Genomic DNA, 19,444 nt, shown 5'->3' on the forward strand with positions numbered 1-19,444 from the left:
CCACACTGTCGCCCATATCAGCCGCCCAGGACCTGTTCGATACCGTTGATGCCGAAGTAGGCGGCGAAGACCAGGCTGACCGCGCCTACCAGCCAATGGATTTCGCTGAACTTGCCCCGCGCCAGCTTGATCACCGTGTAGGCGATGAGGCCCGCGCCGACACCATTGGTGATCGAGTAGGTGAACGGCATGAGCGCGATGGTGATGAACGCCGGCACCGCGATCTCGAGGTCGTTCCAGTCGATCTTGCGGGCCTGGGTCATCATGAGCGCCCCGACCAGCACCAGGGCCGGAGCCGCGGCCTGAATGGGCACCACCGCCGCGAGCGGGGTGAAAAACACTGCCGCGCAGAACAATCCACCGGTGACCACACTGGTGAGTCCGGTACGAGCCCCCTCACCGACGCCCGTCGCGGATTCCACGTAGACCGTGCTGCCCGCACCACCGCTGAGTCCGCCGATGACCTGGGCGATACCGTCGACGGTCAGGATCTTGCCGATGCCCGGCAGGGTGCCCTTCTCATCCAGCAGACCTGCCTCGTCACTCACGCCGAAAACCGTTCCCATGGCATCGAAGAAGCCGGTCAGCACCAGGGTGAACAGCACCACGCTCGCGATCAGCCCGCCGGCGCGGGCGAAGCCGCCGAACAGATCGATATTGAACATGAGCCCGAAATCCGGTGTGGCGAAGAGGGATTTGGGCGCCTCGGGGACGACCGTTCCCCAGGTCTTCGGGTCGATCTTGGCCGCCCAGTTGATCACGATCGCGAGCACCGTCGAGATGGCGATGCTGATCAGAATCGCACCCGGCACCTTGCGGATGTACAGCGCGAGCATGAGCAGCAGGCCGACCGCGAAGACCACCACGGGCCAGCCCTGCAGATGACCGTCGACACCGAGGGTGACCGGGGGTCCGCCCGCCGAACCGTGACCGACCACTCCGGCGGAGACCAGCCCGATCATGGCGATGAACATGCCGATTCCGACGCCGATGGCGTGCTTGAGCGCTACCGGAATGGCATTGATGATCAGGGTTCGCAGGCCGGTGGCGGCCATGATCACAATGATCAGGCCCATCAGCACCACCAGGCCCATGGTCTGCGGCCAGGTCATATGCGGCGCCGCCTGGAAGGCGACCACCGGCACCACGCCCAGGCCCGCGGCGAGCGCCAGCGGGACATTGCCCACCAGACCCATGAGGACCGTGGACAATCCGGCGGAGAACGCGGTGGCGGTGGTGAGCTGAGCGATGCTCAGATGGTTGCCGTCGATATCGGTGACCCCGCCGAGAATGAGCGGGACGAGCAGGATAACGTAGGCCATGGCGACGAATGTGGTGATTCCGCCACGGATTTCGCGTGAGACAGTAGTGCGACGTTCACTCAACTTGAAGAACCGGTCGAGTGCCGACCCACCGGCGAGTGTGGTGGTGGGGGTCGGGGATTCGATCTGGGTCATGGCATGCCCTCCTAAGGGCGTAGCCGACCTACGGTCCGGGTTTCATCGTTCCGGGCCGCGGATTCGGTGACTGCTGTTGTGGGGTCCTTACCGTCGAAAGCCGGTCTGCCCCTGTTGATCAACTGCTCCGGATGATGTCTTCCGGTCGTACCGGCGCCCGGCTGATATGCCCGGCGCCGCCGAGAACTTACGTTTCCTCCATCACTGCTCGAGATGTAGTCATTGGGATTCCTGACGCAGCAACCGCTTCCGGGCCAGTAGGCCCGCGCGGCCGACCTGATCGTGCGGGAGGGTGCGCAGCTCGTCGTTCGCCACCACGGTGCGCCCGCCCACGAACAATCGGGCGAGCGGCGGGGTGGGTCCGAAGACCAAGGCGCACAACGGATCAGCGACCGCGGCACGGAAGCCGTCGACTCGCCATACAGCGATATCGGCGAGCTTGCCGGGCTCCAGCGAGCCGATCTCCCGCTGGCGGCCCAGGTTTCGCGCGCCGCCGAGCGTGCCCATTTCCAGGGCCTGGCGAGCGGTGAGCGCGGTGGGACCGTGCACGGCGCGCTGGAAGAGCATCGCCTGCCGCATTTCCCCGGCCATGGAGGTCAATTCGCTGGACGCCGCACCGTCGACACCCAGGCCGACCGGAGCACCGGCGGCCAGCAGATCGGAGATGCGGGCGATGCCGGCGCCGAGGCGGCCATTGGAGGTCGGGCAGTGCGCCGTGCCGGTGCCCGTATCGGCGAAGCGGCGAATATCGGCATCGTGCAGATGGACGGCGTGCGCGAACCACACGTCGTCACCGAGCCAGCCCAGCTTCTCCATGTATTCGACCGGGGTGCAACCCATCTGGGCGATGCAGTGCTCCTCCTCATCGATCGTCTCGGCGAGGTGGGTGTGCAGGCGAACGCCCCGGGTGCGGGCCAGTACCGCGGCATCGACCATGAGCCCCTCACTCACCGAGAACGGTGAGCAGGGAGCGACGGCGACGCGCAGCATGGAATCGAAGGAATCATCGTGGTACTTGCCGATGATCTCCTCGGTATTGATCAGGATCGCTTCGCGATCCTCGACCACCTCGTCCGGCGGCAGACCGCCCTGGGACTGTCCGCGATCCATGGAGCCGCGGCACGGGTGGAAGCGCAGGCCGATCTCCCGGGCGGCGCTCACCTCGGCCTCGAACAGATCACCGCGACCCTTGGGGAAGATGTAGTGGTGATCGCTGGAGGTGGTGCAGCCTGTCAGCGCGAGCCAGCCCAAACCCGCTGTGGCAGCGCCGTATACGACGTCGGCGTCCATGCCGGCCCAGGTCCGGTAGAGGCCGGTCAGCCATTCGAACAGCGTCGAATCCTGGAACAGGCCCTGGGTGGCCCACTGGTAGAGGTGGTGGTGGGTGTTCACCAGGCCCGGGGTCACCAGGCAGCCGGTGCCGTCGATGCGGTCGGCGCCCAGCACCGTGGGCGCCGGTCCGGCGCCGAGGGCTGTGATCCGGCCGCCTTCGATGACGAGGTAGCCGGATTCGATCTCGTCACCGACAACCGGTGCGATATAGGCGTTCTCGATGACGGTCCTACCCAGATTGCGGATAAGCGCGTCGCCGCCGGTGCCAGGTGCTGAGAAGTTCACTGCATCGCTTCCGTATTCAGGACCAGGCCGGTCCGGCGGGCGGAACCTCGCGCACCACCGTGCCCTCGATGAGTCCGTACGGACGGTCGGCAGCCCAGAATACTTCGTTGTCATTGACCATGCCGAACGGCGACAGGTCCACCTCGAAGTGATGCTTGTTGGGCAGCACCAGCTTGACTTCCACAATGTCGGAACAGGTTTCGAGCACCCGCTCCCCCATCTCGAACAGCGTCTGCTGCAGCGAGAGGCTGTGCGTGTCCGCGAAGGCCTGCAGCAGACAGCGTTTCACGATCTCGTAGGACTTGTCCCACTCGGTGTTCTCACCCGAATGCCGCCACTGCGCGTTCACCTCGGTGGCCAGCACGCGGTCGCGGGTCTCGCGCAGCGTGGTGTAGCGATCCTTGATGTAGCCGTGGAATTCCGACTTGGTGGTGTTGAGGACCGTCAGATCCTTCAGGCCCGAGACCACCCAGGCCTGACCGCGGTCGTAGTGCACGAGGGCGGTGCGGGTCTCGCGGCCCGAGCGCACGAACGAATGCGGATGGCTGTTGAGACCGACCACATTGCGCTCCCACTCGTATTCCTCGAGTTCGATGCGGGCGTGATCGATGGTGGGCTGCGAGTCCACGAAGTGCCGGGCCAGCTTCAGGCCGAACTCCTCCGGGGAGGCGATGCCGTGCTGCTTGGCGAAGGCGAAGACCGTGTTCTTCTGCGTATCGGTGGGCAGCACCGCCGCATTGTCACCGGTACGGTGCACCTCCTCCATATCGCCGCCGAGCGCCACGCTGACATTGAGATCGCGGAGCTGGTGTTTGGTCCCGCTCTTGTTGACCCGGACGACCCGGGTCTCCGCCTTGCCGTAGCGGTTGGGACCGAGCTTGATCGACATGTCAGCTACCTCGATATGTGGAGAAGGAATAGGGACTGAGCAGCAGCGGCACGTGGTAGTGCTCCGCCGGGTCGGTGACCGTGAAGGCGATGGTCACCTCGGGATAGAAGGGGCTGATATCGCCGGTGTCGAAGATCAGCCGGTGCACTCCGGGTTCCGGGGCGGGCAGATCCTTGATGCGCCCGTCGGCATCGGTGCGGTGCGCGGCCAGGACGGTGCCGTCGGCTCTTTCGAGCCGGACGGACACGCCGTCCGCGGGGCGACCGGTGGCCGCGTTCAGCACATGGGTCGAGAGGCTCATATCAACCCCAGCAGCTTGCGAATACGCAGGCGGGTGATGGCGACGAGTTCGGCCCGTACGACGGGGCGTTCCTCTGCCGGCGAATTGCTCAGCCGGCGCGTGAGCTCCGACAGCATTTCCTCGGCGCTGCGGCCGGTGGCGCGAATCAGGAAGACATGTCCGAAGCGCTGCTCATAGGCCACATTGCCGGCGGCGAGTGCCTCGCGCACCGCATCGGCGGCCGTGGCGGCGCCGGACTGCTCATCCTGCGACCACTGCGCCTCGCGCTGTGCGGCCTCCGCTGAAACCCGTTCGGCGCGTGCGGCTTCGGCGCGTTCACCGATACGGGGGTGGGCCTCGAGAGCTTCCTCCACATCGGTCCACGCGAGTTCGGCCAGCCCTGAGATCGCGGCCTGCATGAGACTCGACTCGTTCACATACGGCCGACCGGCCACCATTTTCCGTGCCCACCGTTGCGATGCGCAGCAGGTCAACAGCTGAGCCTCGGCCTCTTCCAGGGGCAGCGACCCGAGCCATTCCAGGCGACCCGACATCCGACCTCCATCCATTGGCGACTTGCCACGTAAGTACATCCGCCGGGGGTTCCCGGCGGCCAGGACGAGACCTCCGAATCTGTGGCCCAGTTCACACGGGCACACTTGTAGATACATCCAAGCCGGTAACCCTCGCGTCATCGGCTGTTAGCGTTAGCAATCATGCGGTTGCGATCTTTGCTCGCCCTTTCGGACACCGGCCTGGAACTCGTCACAGGAGAAGACGAGCTCGACCGGTTCGTTCGCTGGGTCGTGACGACGGACATGCTCGACCCCTCGCGCTACCTCTCCGGGGGCGAACTTGTGCTCACCGGACTGCAGTGGTGGACCGAATCGGCGGACAGCGACGCGTTCATCACAGCCCTGGCTCGCGCCAAAGTAGCAGCTGTCGCCGCAGGTGATGCGCTTTACGGCGAGCCTCCGGCCGATCTGGTCGAGGCCTGCCGCCGTCATCGCATCCCGCTGTTCCGGGTGCGCGAGGAATTCGCGTTCGCGACCGTCGCCGAACAGATCAATCGCAATCTGTCGACCGGGCGGGCCGCGGATCTGGCGGCCGTACTGGATCGGCATCGCAAGCTCGTCTCGGGCGGCGGGCTCGATTCGGTGCTGGAGCTAATTCACCGCAATCTCGGCACGGCGTGCTGGGTGGTGTCCTCGACCGGGCGTGTCGTCGCGGGGCCGGTCAAGGCCCCGCCCGAGCAGACTCGGGTCGCCTGTCTGGCCGCGCCGCGACTACCCGACGTGATCACTTCCGAGGGCAGTCGGTTCACACTGTTCGCCGTCGATCCGGATGGCACCTCGCGGGTCGCGGACTGGTTCATGGTGTTCGAGAGCGATTACAAGGATTGGCCGGAGGAGCGGCGCGCGATTGTCGCCGAACTCGCCGGAATCGTTGCGCTGGAACGTGTCCGGCTCGATGACCGGCAGAGCGCAGAGGGCCGATTGGCGCAGGAGCTCGTCGAGCTCATCGTCTCCGATGCCAAACCCGCCGATATCGTCTCGCGGCTCGAGCTCACCGGACTGGGGCTGTCCGAGCGCTATCTGGCGGTTGCCGCGACCGCCGATTCGGGTGGCGTCCGGCCGCGCGAATTGCGCTCGCTATTGCGCGAAATCCTTTACGACAGAAGCCCTGCCGCGGGTGTGATCGACGGTGAAGCCATCCTGCTGGTCCCCATCGGCGAGGACGGCACGCTCGAGGATCGCATCCACCGTGCCGTGGAGGCCCTCGAACCGGGATTGCAGGGCAGCCGCCTCGCCGTCGGTATCAGCGGCGGCGTGGACGGCGAAAGTCTGCGTGGCGCAGTCGAAGAGGCGCGTTACGCACGCCGCATGGCCGCCGAACGCGATCAGCCGACCAGCGTGGTGCGCCACGATGAACTGGCCACCCATATGCTGCTGCTGGCCAGCGTCCCCGACGAGGTCCGCCGCATGTTCCGCGTCCGGCTGCTCGACCCGCTCAGCAATTACGACCGGGACAATCGGGCCGACCTGATCCACACCCTCGAGACGTTCCTTCAGGTCTCGGGCTCCTGGACCAAATGCGCCGAACTCCTGCACCTGCACGTGAATACGCTGCGGTACCGAGTTCAGCGCATCGAGGAACTCACCGATCGCGATCTGTCCCGTCTCGAAGACCGCGTCGACTTCTTCCTGGCCCTCGCCCTGCGCTGATTGCCTATGCCACCGCGAATTCGTTCGAGGTTCCGGTGAATTGAGTCGTCGCGCCGGAGCCGTCGCGGCTGTCGCCGAAGTACTGGATGCGGTACCGGCCGGACGGCGCGTCCTGCGGGACCGTCCAGACGATGCGGATCAGTGAGGCGGCGTCATTGTCCGCCGGTCGCTCCCAATGCAATTCGGTGCACCAGTCGTTGTCGTCGTAGACGCGGGACCAGCCGCCGCCGGAGGAGCGCTGTACCTCGAAGTAGGTGCTGCCGAGGTGGAAGTTGTTGTTCGGGTGCGCGCCGACGAATTGCACCGAAACCGCATCTCCCGCACCGCTACTCGGGGCAGGCTGGGCCAGTACGTCGCCGAAGGCGTGGCCGGCGACCGGGACGTCGGCGGGGACCGGGGCCAAGAGGTTGGGCTGCAGCCCGGAGGTCCAGTCCAGAGGGGCGGGGCCGCGGCCGAGGTCGGTGCGGGCGGCTACCGCGCGGGCGAGGCGGTCGAATTCCTGCATGTACGCCGAGAGCGTCCAGCGGCCGTAGAGCGTCTCGCCGCCCTCGTACTGTTGTGAGACATACTCTTCGGGCGTGGTGACGTAGCCGCTGTAGCCGTTGGCGTAACCCTGCATGAGGACGTTCTCGATCGGGACGCCGAGGGCGCCGGCGACCACGCGCCGCACCCGCAGGCCCGAGACGATGGTGAATTCCGCTGGGCCCGAGGCGAGTACGAGATCGCCGATGCGCATGATCTGGATCGGCAGCACCTGCGGCACCCAGGGGCGCGGCGGGAGGATGCCGAGGGGCACGATCGCCAGTTTCGGGGCCTGTACATCGCGCATCCACTGCTCGATCGGCGCGTCGATGCCGCCGAGCGCGGCCACCATGGGGTTGGTGTCGCCCTCGTGCAGGAATGGGATCTGGGTGTTCCAGTTGTCTTCCGAGCTGGTGGCGACCGCTGACGCGCCCATCATCGCGGGCGAGGTCCGGGCAGCCTTGCCATCGGGAGTGTAGGAGCCGTCGATGGCGGTGTCGGCCATATTGACATACCGGATGACCGAGTCGACACCGCCGTTGGACATTGCCTGCGCGGAGGCGAAAGCGGTTCGCCCGGCTTGGTATTGGCGTTCGCCGATCATCGTGCAGTTGAGGCGATTGTCCTCGGTGGGACCGGACGGATGCCAGGGGCGCACCGCCAGGTTCGGGGTCATATCGCCCGGATTGGTCTGCGGGAAGGCCGCGATGAAGCCGGGCTGACCGTCGAGGTAGCGACCGCCCATCTCATCGTGCTCCCAGCGGTAGCTGGCGTAGCCCTTGTTGTCGGCGGAGATGAGGGTGTTGCGGTCGGTCAGCGAGGTGCCGTGGGTGGCGAACCAGGTGATGGCGCCGACATCCTTGCCGCCCTGGCGCAATCGCAACACGGTCACTTTGGGGTCGATGCCCTCGGGGAATTCGGCCTTGTCCTCGGGCGGATTCAGGTCGAAGGCGACGCGGGAGCGGTTGGCGCTGGCATCGTGCAGCTCACCGTGACCGAGCATGATGGTGCCCGGGGCCAGGCGGTCGTGCGCATTGGCGATCGCCGCGACGATGCCGTTCACCTCGGCGTCGGTGGAGTTCTGCTGAAAACCCTTCGCGGCCAGCGAGTATGCGTATTCGCGGGCGGTGCCGCCACAGGAGTTGTGATTGTGGGTGGCATTGAGGTTGACGTTGCGCTCGGTGTACGTGTCGCCGAATCGCTTGGCCAGCTCCGTCATCACCGCGAGGTGGACCGACTGGAACAGGCAGGCATTGTCGGTGTTCACGAAGGCGACACGGCCGCCGGTGGTCTGGTCGACGATGATGTAGGCGCGGGCATAACAGCGGGTCAGCAACCCGGTGGTGATCTGATCGAGCTCCGAATAGCCCATCATGCCCTGGCCCGCGGGCGCGCCGGTCATATCGGCGATACCGCATCCGACGAGATAGCCCTGGCCGTTGACCGGCTGGGCGGCAGCGGGCTTGGAGTGCAGCAGCCCGCTGGCACCGACCGCGACGGCCGATGCCGCCGCGCCCACCAGCGCGGATCGCCGGGACACAATCATCGAGACTCCTCTGAGTTACGGGGTTGGCGGGACCGGTCCCAGTTCCGTGTCAGCACAGTATCGATGGATGGTCCGGCCAGTCGCGTTCAACCTGCGGCGGCGAGCCGCTTCGGCGATACGTTACCTGGACAAGTGACCATTTAGAATGGCGAACGGAAATCAATCCAGATCGACACGAATAGTTAACAGGTCGGATCCGGCCAGCCGCACCAGCGCGCTGTTCAACCACGGCAGCTCCCGCAGGCGCCGGCGCGAGTCGTCCTCGTCGAGCAGCACCGCGACGCCGGTGTGCCAGACGCCCCGAATCTGCAAGCGCACGTGTGGATCTGCCTCGATATTGCGCACGTACTGCGATTTGCGGCCGAACTCCGAGACGATCCAGTACGACAATCCGACCTGTCTGCCACCGATCGGCGTCGTGCGCGGCTGACCGCTCTTGCGTCCCGTCGTCTCCAGCACGGCTTGGCTGTTCAGATACCGGGCCACCCGCCGGCCGACGGGATTCGCGATATGACGCTGCACCGGCGTGATCAGGCGGAGTCGGATGTTGCGGGTCGGCAGTGACGGGACACCATCGCGGCGGGCTCGTTCGTGACCGATCCGGGTCACCGCGCCCACGACCACGCGCCAGACCGCGCGGCTCGGGGGGATCATGTAGGTCAGCCTGGTGTGCGGTGCGTAATACAGTGTCTCGCTGTCTTTTTCGAGCCAGCCGGTCAGCGCTGTCTGATGCTGGCCGAGCGTGCCTGCGGTGAAGGTATGACCGGTGAGTCCCGCGCGGCGGCCATGATCGGGCACCGAGCCCGCAGGCGCCGTCAGTGTCATCCCGCGTGATTCCGTCGCATCGATCTGGACCGGAACGACCACCGGATAGCCATCCGCTCCGACCCACCCGAGCAGTCGGTGGTCCAGCTTCCGCAATGCCCGAGCAGCACTGTCGACATCGACCCGCGGTTCGGTGCCCTTCGCCGGGGGCTGCTGAGGTTCCGGTTCCGCGGAGGGCTCGGCAGCACCGAACACCGATGCCGGACCCGCACACTCGGCGTCCGGGAACGCGATCACGCGCTGGGCGTGGACGCGCACGACAATGCGATCCCACCAGAACGGACCGAGCCACCAGTCCCAGAAGGCACCACCGAGATTCTCCGGCCCGAGCGCGGTACCGGGCCGCCCATAGAACGGGGTCAGCGCTTCCCGATCGGGATACCAAGAGAAACTCGCATCCCCCTGCACCAGCACGTACTCACCACCTTCCGCAGTGCCGTGCTCGCGCGTATGAAAAACCACAGCCACCCGCGGATTCCGCTCCAGCCGCCGCAGCTTCTTGAACGCCGCAAGATCACTGGTAAACGAAAACGTCGAAGTCTCCGCATCCCACCCGGCACTGTTCACCGGCGACACCACCACTCCCCGCAGCGGCGTCACCTGAGCCAGCCCGACGACGAAGTCCCCGTCGAGAATTCCCTCGAGCCCATCAATCTCAATTGTCACGGTGGCCAACACTATGCGCGACATCTTCCACCCGCATCGTGCCCTGAGACGAGTCGGGCCTCCACCCCCGGTAGGAGAGGGAGGCGGGCCATGGGTCCATGGCCAAACACCTTGAGAGAGAAGGGATAAGGACAGGACAAAAGATGCCCGGACAAGAAGGGCAAGAGATGGAGATGCAAGACGAAAGATAAAGACTCGATATTCTGAATAGCCTTATATCACAACGGAATTCGACTTTCCGGGTCTGTTTTCGCGGAGTAGAATAGAGGCATGGAATCAGGGGGAGAATCCGCAATCGCGACCGGTGCGCAAGCACTGGCCGCTGCGGTCGATTCCCTCACCACTCTGCCGTTGATTCCGGTGTCGGACACCGACATTGTGGCGTTGATGCAGCAGATCGAGACCTGCACTCGCCGGTTGGCGTCGGTGCAGCGGGATCTGATCGTGCAAGCCTGCGCGCGGTCCTTGCCTGCCCTCAACGGTTCCGGTAGCCCGGCCCTGTATTTGCAATCGGTGCTGCACATTTCGCACGGGGACGCGATCAACCGGTGGCGCACCGCCGAAGACCTCGCGGTGTGGCGCCGCGTCGGTGACGAGCCCGACCCGGCCCCGGTGCTGCCGTGTTCGGCCCAGGCTTTGGACGAGGGGGCGATTTCTCTCGATCATGTGCGGGTGATCCGGCAGGTGATGAACCGGTTGCCGGGCAAGGTCCCTGCCGAGGCTCGTGCGTATGCCGAACAGGAGTTGGCCCGGCAGGCTCGTGCCTTGGATCCGACGCACCTGCCGAGGATCGGGGAGATGATCCTGGGCTACCTGGACCCGGACGGCAAGCTGACCGAGGACGCGGACCGGCAGAACCAGCGCAGCGCGGTCCTGAGCCCGCAACGCTACGACCTGATGTCCACTCTGACTGTCGAGCTCACCCCGGATGCGCGTGCGGCGTTCGATGCGGTGATGGCGAAGCTGGCGCGTCCGGGGATGTGCAACCCGGCGGACAAGGAAAGCCCGTGGGTCGAGGATGAGGACAACCCGGTGCCGCGGGAGGTGCTGGAAGCGTGCGCGGCCCGTGATGAGCGCAGCAAGGCCCAACGTCAGCATGATGCGTTGCTGGCGGTGTTGCACCCGGATTTCAACCCCGCCAAACTCGGCTCCCACCGCGGCCTGCCGGTCTCGACGATCATGACCATCGACATCGAGGACGTCGAACGCGCTACGGGGGTAGCGACCCTGGCCACCGGTGGGCACATCCCGGTCGAGAACGCCCTCAAGCTGATGGCCCGCGACTGCAAGACATTCGTGCTCGTGAAGAACAAGAACGGGATGCCGTTGCACATCGGGGAAATCCGGTTGGCGAACCCGGCACAACGGATGGCGTTGATCGCCACCGAGCGCGGGTGCACCCGCCCGGGCTGCTCGGCTCCGGCGAGTATGGCGGCGGCCCATCATGTGACCGAGTTCAGCAAGGGCGGCCCCACCGATATCGAGAACCTGACCTTGGCGTGCGATCACTGCCACGCCCTGGTCAAGGACGGGCCACGCGGCTGGAAGACGATCAAGCTGGGTGAGGATTCGGACTTTCCGGGTCGGACGGCGTGGATCGCTCCGGCGCATGTGGATCCGTCCCGGACTCCGCGGGTCAATCACTTGCATCACCCGGCCGAGTTGTTGACCGAGGCTCCGCCGTCGCTGCGGCCTCGCAGGGTGTGTCGTGCCTCGGGGTTGTCCCCGGTGCGGTACCGGGTGCTCCGCCGGGTCGCCACACCCCCACCGCGACAATAGGTTTCCCGCCCCTGGTGTCACCGACAGGTTGATCCTGTCGGTGCTAGAGGTCGTTGCCGGACATGGGTTTTCGGGTTCGTGTTCTTCGATCCCTTGTTCCCAGGCGTCTTGATCTTTGAATCTTTGGTCTTTTCGTCTTTGTCTCTGAAATCGGACCACAGCCAGTCTTCCGCCCGGTACCGCAGGTATCTCCTTGGCCCGGAAGGTAAATCGGGTACCTCACCCAACGCCACCAGCACGGCCATCCCGGGCCCTGCCCGCACCCAGAAACCCACCACCGCCTCTCGGCGCAAGCAACCCAGGTGCACCGACGGCTTCTATACCGAAACCGCCGGTGCACCTGGGTTGCATGCGGCCCGGACAGGGTTGATCAGCAAGAGGGTGCGGGCAAAGCCCGAGATGGCCGTGCTGGGCACGTCGGGAGCCGTACCCGGCCTACCTTCCGCAGTTGGGAGAACTACCTGCGGTACCAGCTCGGTCGACCGGCCGTGGTGCCGTTCTCGAGACCAAAACACAAAAGACGAAGAGCGGGATGGATGTTTGGTCGGGGTTGTAGGGCGGGATGCGGTGGAGTGGACGAGTGGGGGCAAGGGTTCGATCAGCAGGGGTTGGGGTGTGCATCGGCCCTGGGCGTTAATGGCCTTGGCGTTCAATGTCGTTGCTGCGGCCTTGGGCGTTTCGGCGGCGCCACTCGATGGCCAGCCAGAGGCCGCCGGATAGGTAGAGGACGGCGGCTGTTACTGCGGCGGTGATTGCTCGGATATGGAAGCCGTAGGCGGCGGCGATCAGGGCCAGGGCGGTCGCTACGAGGGCCAGGGCGAGTAGGGCCAGGCCGGGGAGGTTGTAGTTGTCTTCGACGCCTTCTCCGGCGTGGGTGCGTGGTGTGCGGAATCGACGGGAGAGGGGGCGGCGTTGATCTCGGGCTTTGTGCGGTTCGATGCTCATTTCGAGGCCTCCGTTCGTGACGATTACTGGGGCATACCTTGGGAGGTACTACCCGGGGTGCGGGCATCGAAGCAGCACGCATGGCCGCGGTGAGGAAAGCAGAGCGAGGCACCACAATTGGGCAGCGCGGGCGCGAGTGGGCAACACGCGGGGCGGTGGGGGCGGCGATTCGCCGATAACCGTGTCGGTAGCGACATGGGTTGTATAACTTTACTGGCGGTAGGTTCTCGCGGGTAGGCTTACCGGTCGGCAGAACAGTCGGCTCGCGCAGCGCCAAGGTGTCGGAGGTGGCGAAGTGACGATTCGCGAAGACGGATCGATCGGGCATCGGGAGAACAGTCGGTGAGCAGCGAGAACCGCGAATTGAGCGTGCGGACCACCTCGATCGATTCGGCAGTGGTGCTATCGGTGTCGGGCGAGGTCGATATGGTGTCGGCGCCCAAACTCTCCGCCGCGGTGGCCGAATCGCTGGCCACCGTTTCACAATTGCTGATCCTGGACCTGACCGAGGTGGGATTCTTCGGCTCGGCAGGACTGAGTGTGCTGGTCGAAGCCCTGGAGTCGGTGGCGGGCCGGGAACTGCGCGTGGTCGGATCCGTACCGGTGCGGCGTCCCATCGAACTCACGGGGCTCGATGAACTGCTCGAGGTGTACGACACCCTCGACGAGGCCCTGGCCGGCAAGTCCTAGCTCGGGCAAACACCCGCACCGCAGGCACTCACAACGCGAAATGCATCTGCAGCGTATTGCCCTGCGGTGTCGTGTGCAGGCGCACCAGATCGCTCAGCTGGTTGATCAGCAGTAGTCCGCGCCCGCCGATTCGGTTCGGCGGCACGGGGATACGGCCCGCCAGCGGGTCGGCGATGCAACCGTTGTCCTGCACCCGGCACACGATCTGGGTCTGCTCCACCCACAGGGTGAGAGCGCCGGAACCGCCACCGTGCACCACCGAGTTCGTCGTCGCCTCTGCCACAACAAGTTCGAGATCGATGGCGCGGTCCGCGGTCATACCGGCGCTCCGGGCGAAGCCGGTGGCCGTATGCCGGGTGTTCGCGAGCGAGGCTTCGTCGAAGGCGATCACAGTGCTGTCCGGCGGTGCGGCGGGCAGGATCTCATTGTAGGAATCCAGGATTCGGCCGGGGTCGTACACCGTGCTGGCGCCCTCGCCATGACTGTCGATGACAACCGGGTGCGTACGAAGCGCGTCGTCGAGCACCACCTGGTCCAGCCCCGCCGTGTCGTACGGGCACAGAATCGTCGCCTCCCGGCCCGTGAACGCGACATTGATGAGCGCCTCGTGCTGCGCGCACGCCGGGTACTCCAATTCCGACCGTCCCGCCCAGATCGGCTCACCGATGATCCGCACACTGCGCTGCGGATGCGCATCGGCGAAAGCCCGCTTCACCGAGGGAATGATCCGGCCCGGATTACGGCCTGCCACAGCCATATCCACCAGCAGTACCGCACCGGCATCGGTGCCGAGCGCATCGCGCACCAGCGTCAGGTTAGCGCCGGGTACCGCTACCGCTACCGGCTCGCCGTTCGCGAGTCCGGTGCGAATGAAATCCATTGTGCCTGCGAGATATTCATCACTGCCGCGATAGAAGAACGCGCGATGCAGGAACGGGTCCGAAGGTAGTTCGCCGATGTCAGTTGTCATCAAATCCTTACCTCGATATTGCACTGCCGCACCGGCTCAGGCCTGGCCGCCCTCGCTCGTGCGGCTGCGCCACCGGAACTCGACCACGGTGGGATAACCGGCGACCAGTGCGGAATACGAGCCCTGGGTGGCGCTGAGTCCATCGGTGAGCGTGCGCACGATATGCCAGCTCAGGCTGCCGTCCTCCAGAACCGCCTCCGAAGAGGCGACAGCGGCGAGACGGACGCCCAATCCGCTTCGATCGTAGGTCAGATCACAGTCGAGTATGGAGCCCGGAATCGCATCCTGTATCAGAATTGTGGCCACTTCGTCGAGAGCGAGACGAATGTCATTGACCTCGCCGATTCCGAAGTCGGCCATATGCAGGACGGTTTCAGCGAGCGCACGCAGCATCATCAGCTGTTCCGGCAACGCGGGCACCTGCAGCCCGATCGTTGCCGGGCCCGAATATGGCTGTGCGGCGCCACCATCCATGTCACCCTCCGCTGTTGCATATTACGCGATCCTCCGGCGCGGGCAGATTACCCCGCCCTCGATCGTGCGCGGGGGCCCGCGAATCCAGCCAGAGAGATCAGGTCACGTTTGAATAACGGATGATGGGGTATGAAGTACGAGTACGGATTCGATTGGGAGTGAGGAAACTTCATGAGCACGGCGACGTTTCAGCCCGGAGAACCCCGCCAGACCCGCAGCAATGGAGACAGCTACGACAATATCGAGCCCTGGTTCGAGAAGCTGGCCGCACTTCCCGCGGCCGACCCGAATCGGGACTCCGTGCGCGAGCACATCATCGAGCTGTGTCTGCCGCTGGCCGCACATATCGCACGCCGCTACGACGGGCGCGGCGAAGCGTACGACGATCTTCACCAAATCGCCTGTGTGGGGTTGGTGCAGGCCGTGGACCGCTTCGACGCCTCTCGTGGCAGCACCTTCCTGTCGTTCGCCATCCCCACGATCATGGGTGAGGTGCGCCGGCACTTCCGCGACCGCACCTGGGCGCTGCGGGTACCGCGGCGCGCCAAGGAGCTGCAGCAGCAGCTCGGGCCGGTGACAGAGGTGCTGGCACACCGCCTCGGCCGGTTCCCCACCGCCCGCGAGATCGCGGCCGAACTGGACGTCGACGTGACGGAGGTCACCCAGGCCATGGTGGCGCGCAATGCCTACCAGGCCGGCTCCCTCGACACCCCGCGCACCGGTAGCAACGATTCCGCACTGCGGCCCATTGCCGAAACCCTCGGGACCGTGGAGCCGTGCTACCGCCTGCTCGAGGACTCGATGTCGGTGCGGCCGCTGCTCGCCGCGCTGCCCCCGGCCGACCGCCAGCTGCTGGTGTGGCGATTCTTCGAGAATCTGACCCAGTCGCAGATCGCCGAGCGACTGGGGGTTTCGCAAATGCAGGTGTCGCGCAAGCTCGCTCGGGTGCTGTCGGTATTGCGCGAGCAGGCGCTCGATCAGGGAAGCACTGCGCTGGACCAGATCCGGGTCGCCTGAGCCGATCGACCGACCTGCGCCGCGCCGGTGCCGGCTCGGCAAGTCGGTGCTATCTCGGCAATTGGACGATCTGTACGAAGAAGTCGTCGATATGCTTTATCGCAGAGACGAATTGGTCCAGATCGACCGGCTTGGTGACATACGCGTTGGCATGCAGTTTGTAGCTCCGCAGGATGTCCTCCTCGGCCGCCGAGGTGGTGAGCACCACCACCGGGATGAGCGAGAGATCCGGATCGGTCTTGATTCGGCTCAGCACCTCGTGGCCGTCGTACTTCGGCAGATTGAGGTCGAGCAGGATCAGATCCGGGCGCGGGGCCTGCGCGTGCGCGCCACGGCGGTACAGGAAATCCAGCGCTTCCTCGCCGTCACGGGCGACATGCACCGTATTGCCGATCTTATTGTGCTCGAACGCTTCCAGGGTCATGAGCTCATCGCCCGGATCATCCTCGACGAGCAGGATATCGATGGGCCTGCCGAGTTGTGTCACGCCGGAATCTCCTTGTCGAGTGCTTCGGACCGCGGCTCGGCATCGAAGAGGGTGAAGACGAATCGGGCGCCGCCGGTGTACTCCGGATCGATCCAGATGTGGCCACCGTGGAACTCCACGATCTTCTTACAGAGGGCCAATCCTATGCCGGTCCCGCTGTATTCGTCGCGACTGTGCAATCGCTGGAAGATCACGAACACCTTCTCCGCGAACTCGGGAGCGATGCCGATACCGTTGTCGGCCAACGAAAACCGCCACCCGGGCGTGTCACCCGGCTCCGGCTCACAGTCGATCCGCACGATCGGCATCCGCACGGGTTCGCGGAACTTCACCGCATTCGCGATCAGGTTCTGCCACAGCATGATCAAAAGCGTGGGATCGCCGATGATTTCGGGAAGCCGCTCGGGGCGCTGGATCTGCACCCCGGTGTCCTCCACCACGGCGGCCAGGTTCGCGAGCGCCTTGTCCAGCGTCTGATCGACCTCGACCGGGGCGATGTGGTCGCTGACCCGGCCCACCCGGGAGAAGGTGAGCAGATCGTTGATCAGCACCTGCATCCGCTTCGCGCCGTCCACCGCGAACTCGATGTATTGCGTTGCGCGCTCGTCGAGTTGATCGCCGTAGCGCTTCTCGAGCAGCTGGCAGAACGAGGCCACCTTGCGCAGCGGCTCCTGCAGATCGTGCGAGGCCACGTAGGCGAACTGCTCGAGCTCGGCATTGGATCGGCGCAATTCCATGGCCTGGGTATCCAGATCCGCGGCCTGCGCGGCCAGCAGGGTCTCCTTGATTCGCGAGGCATCCAGTTCCGCGACAATCCGGCGGCGCATGCCCTCCACCGCCTCCCCCACCGTCATCAGGTCGGCGGGTCCGCCGGCGGTGATGCGCCGGCCGAAGTCACCGCCCGCGACGTCCCGGGATGCGTTCTCCAGCGCACTGAGCGGGCGAACGATCAAGCGCCGCACCAGAATTGTGAGCGCGATGGCGGTCAGCAGGAAGGCTGCGACCATGCCCGCCAGCGCGACATCGCGCACCGTGCGCTTTCGATCGAGGTCCGCCTTGTCCCGGACCACGGCGGTGGCGAGATTCGTGTTCTGGGTGGCGAAATGCGTACGGAGATCATCGAACAGCACTTTGCCGCGTGCCGTGGCGACGGGGTCGACGGGATGAATCACCCCCGGACTGACGGTGGCGAGCAAGGGGTCGGCGAACTGGTGCCGCCAGGTCTGTGCGGACTGTTCCACCGCATCGACATCCGCCAGTAGCTCCGGACGATCGTGCAGTAGCTCGCGCATCCGGGCCGCGGCGCGCGCCTCGTCTTGATTTCCCTGCGTATACGGGTCGAGAAACTGCGCATCGGCGGTGAGCGTGTACCCGCGAACGCCGGTCTCCTCATTGGCGAGCGCACCCTGCAGACGGTAGGCCTCGGTGGCCGCGGGCTGGATCTGCTTGGAGAGCCGGTCCGAAACGGTGGCGGCGTGTGCGGTGGCGACGGTCAGGAAACCGGCGCCGATGAGTTCGACCAGCACCATCAGCGCGAGAACAAGATGAAACCAGGCCTGCACCGTCATGCGCCCGGCCCGGCTGATCTTGTGGTCGGGAAGGCTCATGGTCGGTCCTGATCCTGTGGTTCATCGGTCCACTTCAGATAGAGCGCCGCGATATCGTCGGCCAAACCGCCCTGCTGCTCGGCCAATTCCTCCGCCCGCCCGATGAGCTGGTCCAGGAAATCGTCGGGCTGCTGGGCGGTGACCTCGCGCGCCAGGGCGAGCAGTCCCTCTTCACCCAATCGCTCGTCCCCCGGGCCGGTATGTCCCTCGAAAAGGCCGTCGGTGAACAGCACCAGGCCGGTGCCCGGCGGCAGGGCCAATTCGTGGATCGGCCAATCCGCCTGTCCCGGAATGAATCCCAGGGCCGGTCCGCCCGGAACCTCGAGCCATTCGACGCCGCGGTCGGTGTGCGTCAGCATGCCCGGATGTCCGGCGCGCATCACCTGCACCACATGCCGGCGCGGTTGCAGGACCAGTGTGGTCACGGTGGCGAAGGTATGCCGCCCGGTGCGTTCGGCGAGCAGCATCTGCTCCAGCAGCTGCAGCTGTCGTTTCCCGGTGATTTCACTGAGAACCAAAGTGCGCCAGGCCAATCGCAGCGCAACACCGGTTGCCGCCTCGTCGGGTCCGTGGCCGGACACATCGCCGATCAATGCGTGCACCGTACCGTCGGCGTCCTGCACCACATCGTAGAAATCACCGCCCAGCAGCGAGTGCGCCCGGCCCGGTCGATACCGCGAGACCACATCGACGACCTGGTCGCTCTGCAGCAGCGGGGTCGGCAGCAGACCGCGTTCGAGCCGGGCGTTCTCCTGGGCGCGCATCTGCTCGGCGCGCAGCGCGACCGCGGCCCGCTCGGCCTCCTTGCGCTGGATCGCGTATCGCACTGCGCGACCGAACAATTCGGGCTCGACACGGCCCTTGACGAGATAGTCCTGGGCGCCCGCGGACATCGCGGCCAATCCCGTTCGCTCCTGGTCGAGTCCGGTCAGGACGACAACGGCCACCTCATCGGTCACCGCGTGAATCCGCTCCAGCGCCTCGAGCCCGCGCGCATCGGGAAGATGCAGGTCCAGCAGTATGCAGTCGGGGGGATCCGCGGCGAGACTCGCACAGGCCTCGGCGAGCGTCCGCGCCCACCGCAGATGCAGGCCGGGCGCGGCGTCGGCGACCAGCTCCTCCACCAGCAGTGCGTCGGCACGGTCGTCCTCGACCAGCAGCACCGTCGGACGGCGATCCACTCGTCTCCCCTCCGGCGGACGGCCCGCGGGGGCGGTCGAATTACCCACTGTGGCAGCCGGGGTTGGGTGTTCGCCGATCTGGCCGGGTCGGCCGTATTGCCAGCTGGACATCGATCTCGGCCTCCTTCCGGACGCCCACCTTCTCATATACGCGGCCGGGCGGGAACCGGCCCTGCCCCGAACAGAAACAGACCGGCGGGGGGGGGGGGGGCGGCCGGCCCCACTGGGGCGCACTAGAGTTGCCCGGGCATAAAAGACCCCACCACA

Annotated in this window: 17 protein-coding genes; 4 read left to right on the forward strand and 13 right to left on the reverse strand. The window is 65.7% G+C overall.

Annotated elements, in window-relative coordinates; translation table 11 throughout:
* Positions 1 to 17 precede the first annotated feature (17 nt).
* The 5 genes from ABZX86_RS28225 to uraD all read right to left on the reverse strand — a co-directional run bounded on the left by ABZX86_RS28225 (position 18) and on the right by uraD (position 4,797).
* Positions 18 to 1,457: an NCS2 family permease gene (locus ABZX86_RS28225; RefSeq protein WP_355127677.1), complete on the reverse strand. Its 1,440-nt coding sequence runs from the start codon at positions 1,455 to 1,457 to the stop codon at positions 18 to 20.
* Between the two features lie 219 nt (positions 1,458 to 1,676).
* Positions 1,677 to 3,011 (reverse strand): 8-oxoguanine deaminase, encoded by a 1,335-nt coding sequence (locus tag ABZX86_RS28230; protein ID WP_355127708.1) that lies wholly within the window; start codon positions 3,009 to 3,011, stop codon positions 1,677 to 1,679.
* Between the two features lie 79 nt (positions 3,012 to 3,090).
* Complete coding sequence (gene pucL / locus ABZX86_RS28235; RefSeq protein WP_355127678.1) at positions 3,091 to 3,963, reverse strand: factor-independent urate hydroxylase; 873 nt, start codon at positions 3,961 to 3,963, stop codon at positions 3,091 to 3,093.
* Between the two features lies 1 nt (position 3,964).
* The gene (gene uraH / locus ABZX86_RS28240) at positions 3,965 to 4,264 is read right to left on the reverse strand and encodes a hydroxyisourate hydrolase (RefSeq protein ID WP_355127679.1); all 300 of its coding nucleotides are present in this window, start codon (positions 4,262 to 4,264) and stop codon (positions 3,965 to 3,967) included.
* Positions 4,261 to 4,797 carry a 2-oxo-4-hydroxy-4-carboxy-5-ureidoimidazoline decarboxylase gene (gene uraD, locus ABZX86_RS28245; protein ID WP_355127680.1) on the reverse strand — a complete coding sequence of 179 codons (537 nt, stop codon included), beginning with the start codon at positions 4,795 to 4,797 and terminating at the stop codon, positions 4,261 to 4,263. The genes uraH and uraD overlap by 4 nt, the downstream gene beginning before the upstream one ends.
* A gap of 162 nt (positions 4,798 to 4,959) precedes the next feature.
* Here uraD and ABZX86_RS28250 point away from each other — a divergent pair, with 162 nt between their 5' ends.
* Positions 4,960 to 6,468 (forward strand): PucR family transcriptional regulator ligand-binding domain-containing protein, encoded by a 1,509-nt coding sequence (locus tag ABZX86_RS28250; protein WP_355127681.1) that lies wholly within the window; start codon positions 4,960 to 4,962, stop codon positions 6,466 to 6,468.
* Between the two features lie 4 nt (positions 6,469 to 6,472).
* Here the strand turns inward: ABZX86_RS28250 and ABZX86_RS28255 are convergent, their stop codons facing one another.
* Positions 6,473 to 8,536, reverse strand: coding sequence for a neutral/alkaline ceramidase (locus ABZX86_RS28255; protein WP_355127682.1), 2,064 nt, complete (start codon positions 8,534 to 8,536; stop codon positions 6,473 to 6,475).
* Between the two features lie 159 nt (positions 8,537 to 8,695).
* Positions 8,696 to 9,097: a nitroreductase/quinone reductase family protein gene (locus ABZX86_RS28260; RefSeq protein WP_355127709.1), complete on the reverse strand. Its 402-nt coding sequence runs from the start codon at positions 9,095 to 9,097 to the stop codon at positions 8,696 to 8,698.
* Between the two features lie 1,200 nt (positions 9,098 to 10,297).
* Between ABZX86_RS28260 and ABZX86_RS28265 the strand changes: the two genes are divergently transcribed.
* On the forward strand, positions 10,298 to 11,806 hold the full coding sequence (locus ABZX86_RS28265; protein ID WP_355127683.1) for a DUF222 domain-containing protein: 1,509 nt from the start codon (positions 10,298 to 10,300) through the stop codon (positions 11,804 to 11,806).
* A gap of 633 nt (positions 11,807 to 12,439) precedes the next feature.
* Here the strand turns inward: ABZX86_RS28265 and ABZX86_RS28270 are convergent.
* The gene (locus ABZX86_RS28270; protein WP_355127684.1) at positions 12,440 to 12,751 is read right to left on the reverse strand and encodes a hypothetical protein; all 312 of its coding nucleotides are present in this window, start codon (positions 12,749 to 12,751) and stop codon (positions 12,440 to 12,442) included.
* A gap of 342 nt (positions 12,752 to 13,093) precedes the next feature.
* Here ABZX86_RS28270 and ABZX86_RS28275 point away from each other — a divergent pair, with 342 nt between their 5' ends.
* Positions 13,094 to 13,441, forward strand: a complete 348-nt coding sequence (locus ABZX86_RS28275; RefSeq protein ID WP_355127685.1) for an STAS domain-containing protein — start codon at positions 13,094 to 13,096, stop codon at positions 13,439 to 13,441.
* A 28-nt stretch (positions 13,442 to 13,469) separates the two neighbouring features.
* Here the strand turns inward: ABZX86_RS28275 and ABZX86_RS28280 are convergent, their stop codons facing one another.
* A complete protein-coding gene (locus ABZX86_RS28280; protein ID WP_355127686.1) occupies positions 13,470 to 14,411 on the reverse strand; it encodes a sensor histidine kinase in 942 nt (313 codons plus the stop codon).
* 36 nt (positions 14,412 to 14,447) lie between these two features.
* A complete protein-coding gene (locus tag ABZX86_RS28285) occupies positions 14,448 to 14,885 on the reverse strand; it encodes an anti-sigma factor (RefSeq protein ID WP_355127687.1) in 438 nt (145 codons plus the stop codon).
* 171 nt (positions 14,886 to 15,056) lie between these two features.
* Between ABZX86_RS28285 and ABZX86_RS28290 the strand changes: the two genes are divergently transcribed.
* The gene (locus ABZX86_RS28290; RefSeq protein WP_355127688.1) at positions 15,057 to 15,902 is read left to right on the forward strand and encodes an RNA polymerase sigma factor SigF; all 846 of its coding nucleotides are present in this window, start codon (positions 15,057 to 15,059) and stop codon (positions 15,900 to 15,902) included.
* Between the two features lie 49 nt (positions 15,903 to 15,951).
* Here the strand turns inward: ABZX86_RS28290 and ABZX86_RS28295 are convergent, their stop codons facing one another.
* Genes ABZX86_RS28295 through ABZX86_RS28305 form a run of 3 tightly spaced genes read right to left on the reverse strand, consistent with a single transcriptional unit; the run spans position 15,952 to position 19,177 of the window.
* Positions 15,952 to 16,389, reverse strand: a complete 438-nt coding sequence (locus ABZX86_RS28295; RefSeq protein WP_355127689.1) for a response regulator — start codon at positions 16,387 to 16,389, stop codon at positions 15,952 to 15,954.
* Positions 16,386 to 17,996 (reverse strand): CHASE3 domain-containing protein, encoded by a 1,611-nt coding sequence (locus tag ABZX86_RS28300; RefSeq protein WP_355127690.1) that lies wholly within the window; start codon positions 17,994 to 17,996, stop codon positions 16,386 to 16,388. The genes ABZX86_RS28295 and ABZX86_RS28300 overlap by 4 nt, the downstream gene beginning before the upstream one ends.
* Positions 17,993 to 19,177, reverse strand: a complete 1,185-nt coding sequence (locus ABZX86_RS28305; RefSeq protein WP_355127691.1) for a SpoIIE family protein phosphatase — start codon at positions 19,175 to 19,177, stop codon at positions 17,993 to 17,995. Before ABZX86_RS28305 ends, ABZX86_RS28300 begins: the two co-directional genes overlap by 4 nt.
* Between the last annotated feature and the right edge of the window lie 267 nt (positions 19,178 to 19,444).

This window comes from Nocardia sp. NPDC006630, assembly GCF_040611495.1.
In the GTDB taxonomy this organism is placed as follows: Bacteria; Actinomycetota; Actinomycetes; order Mycobacteriales; family Mycobacteriaceae; genus Nocardia.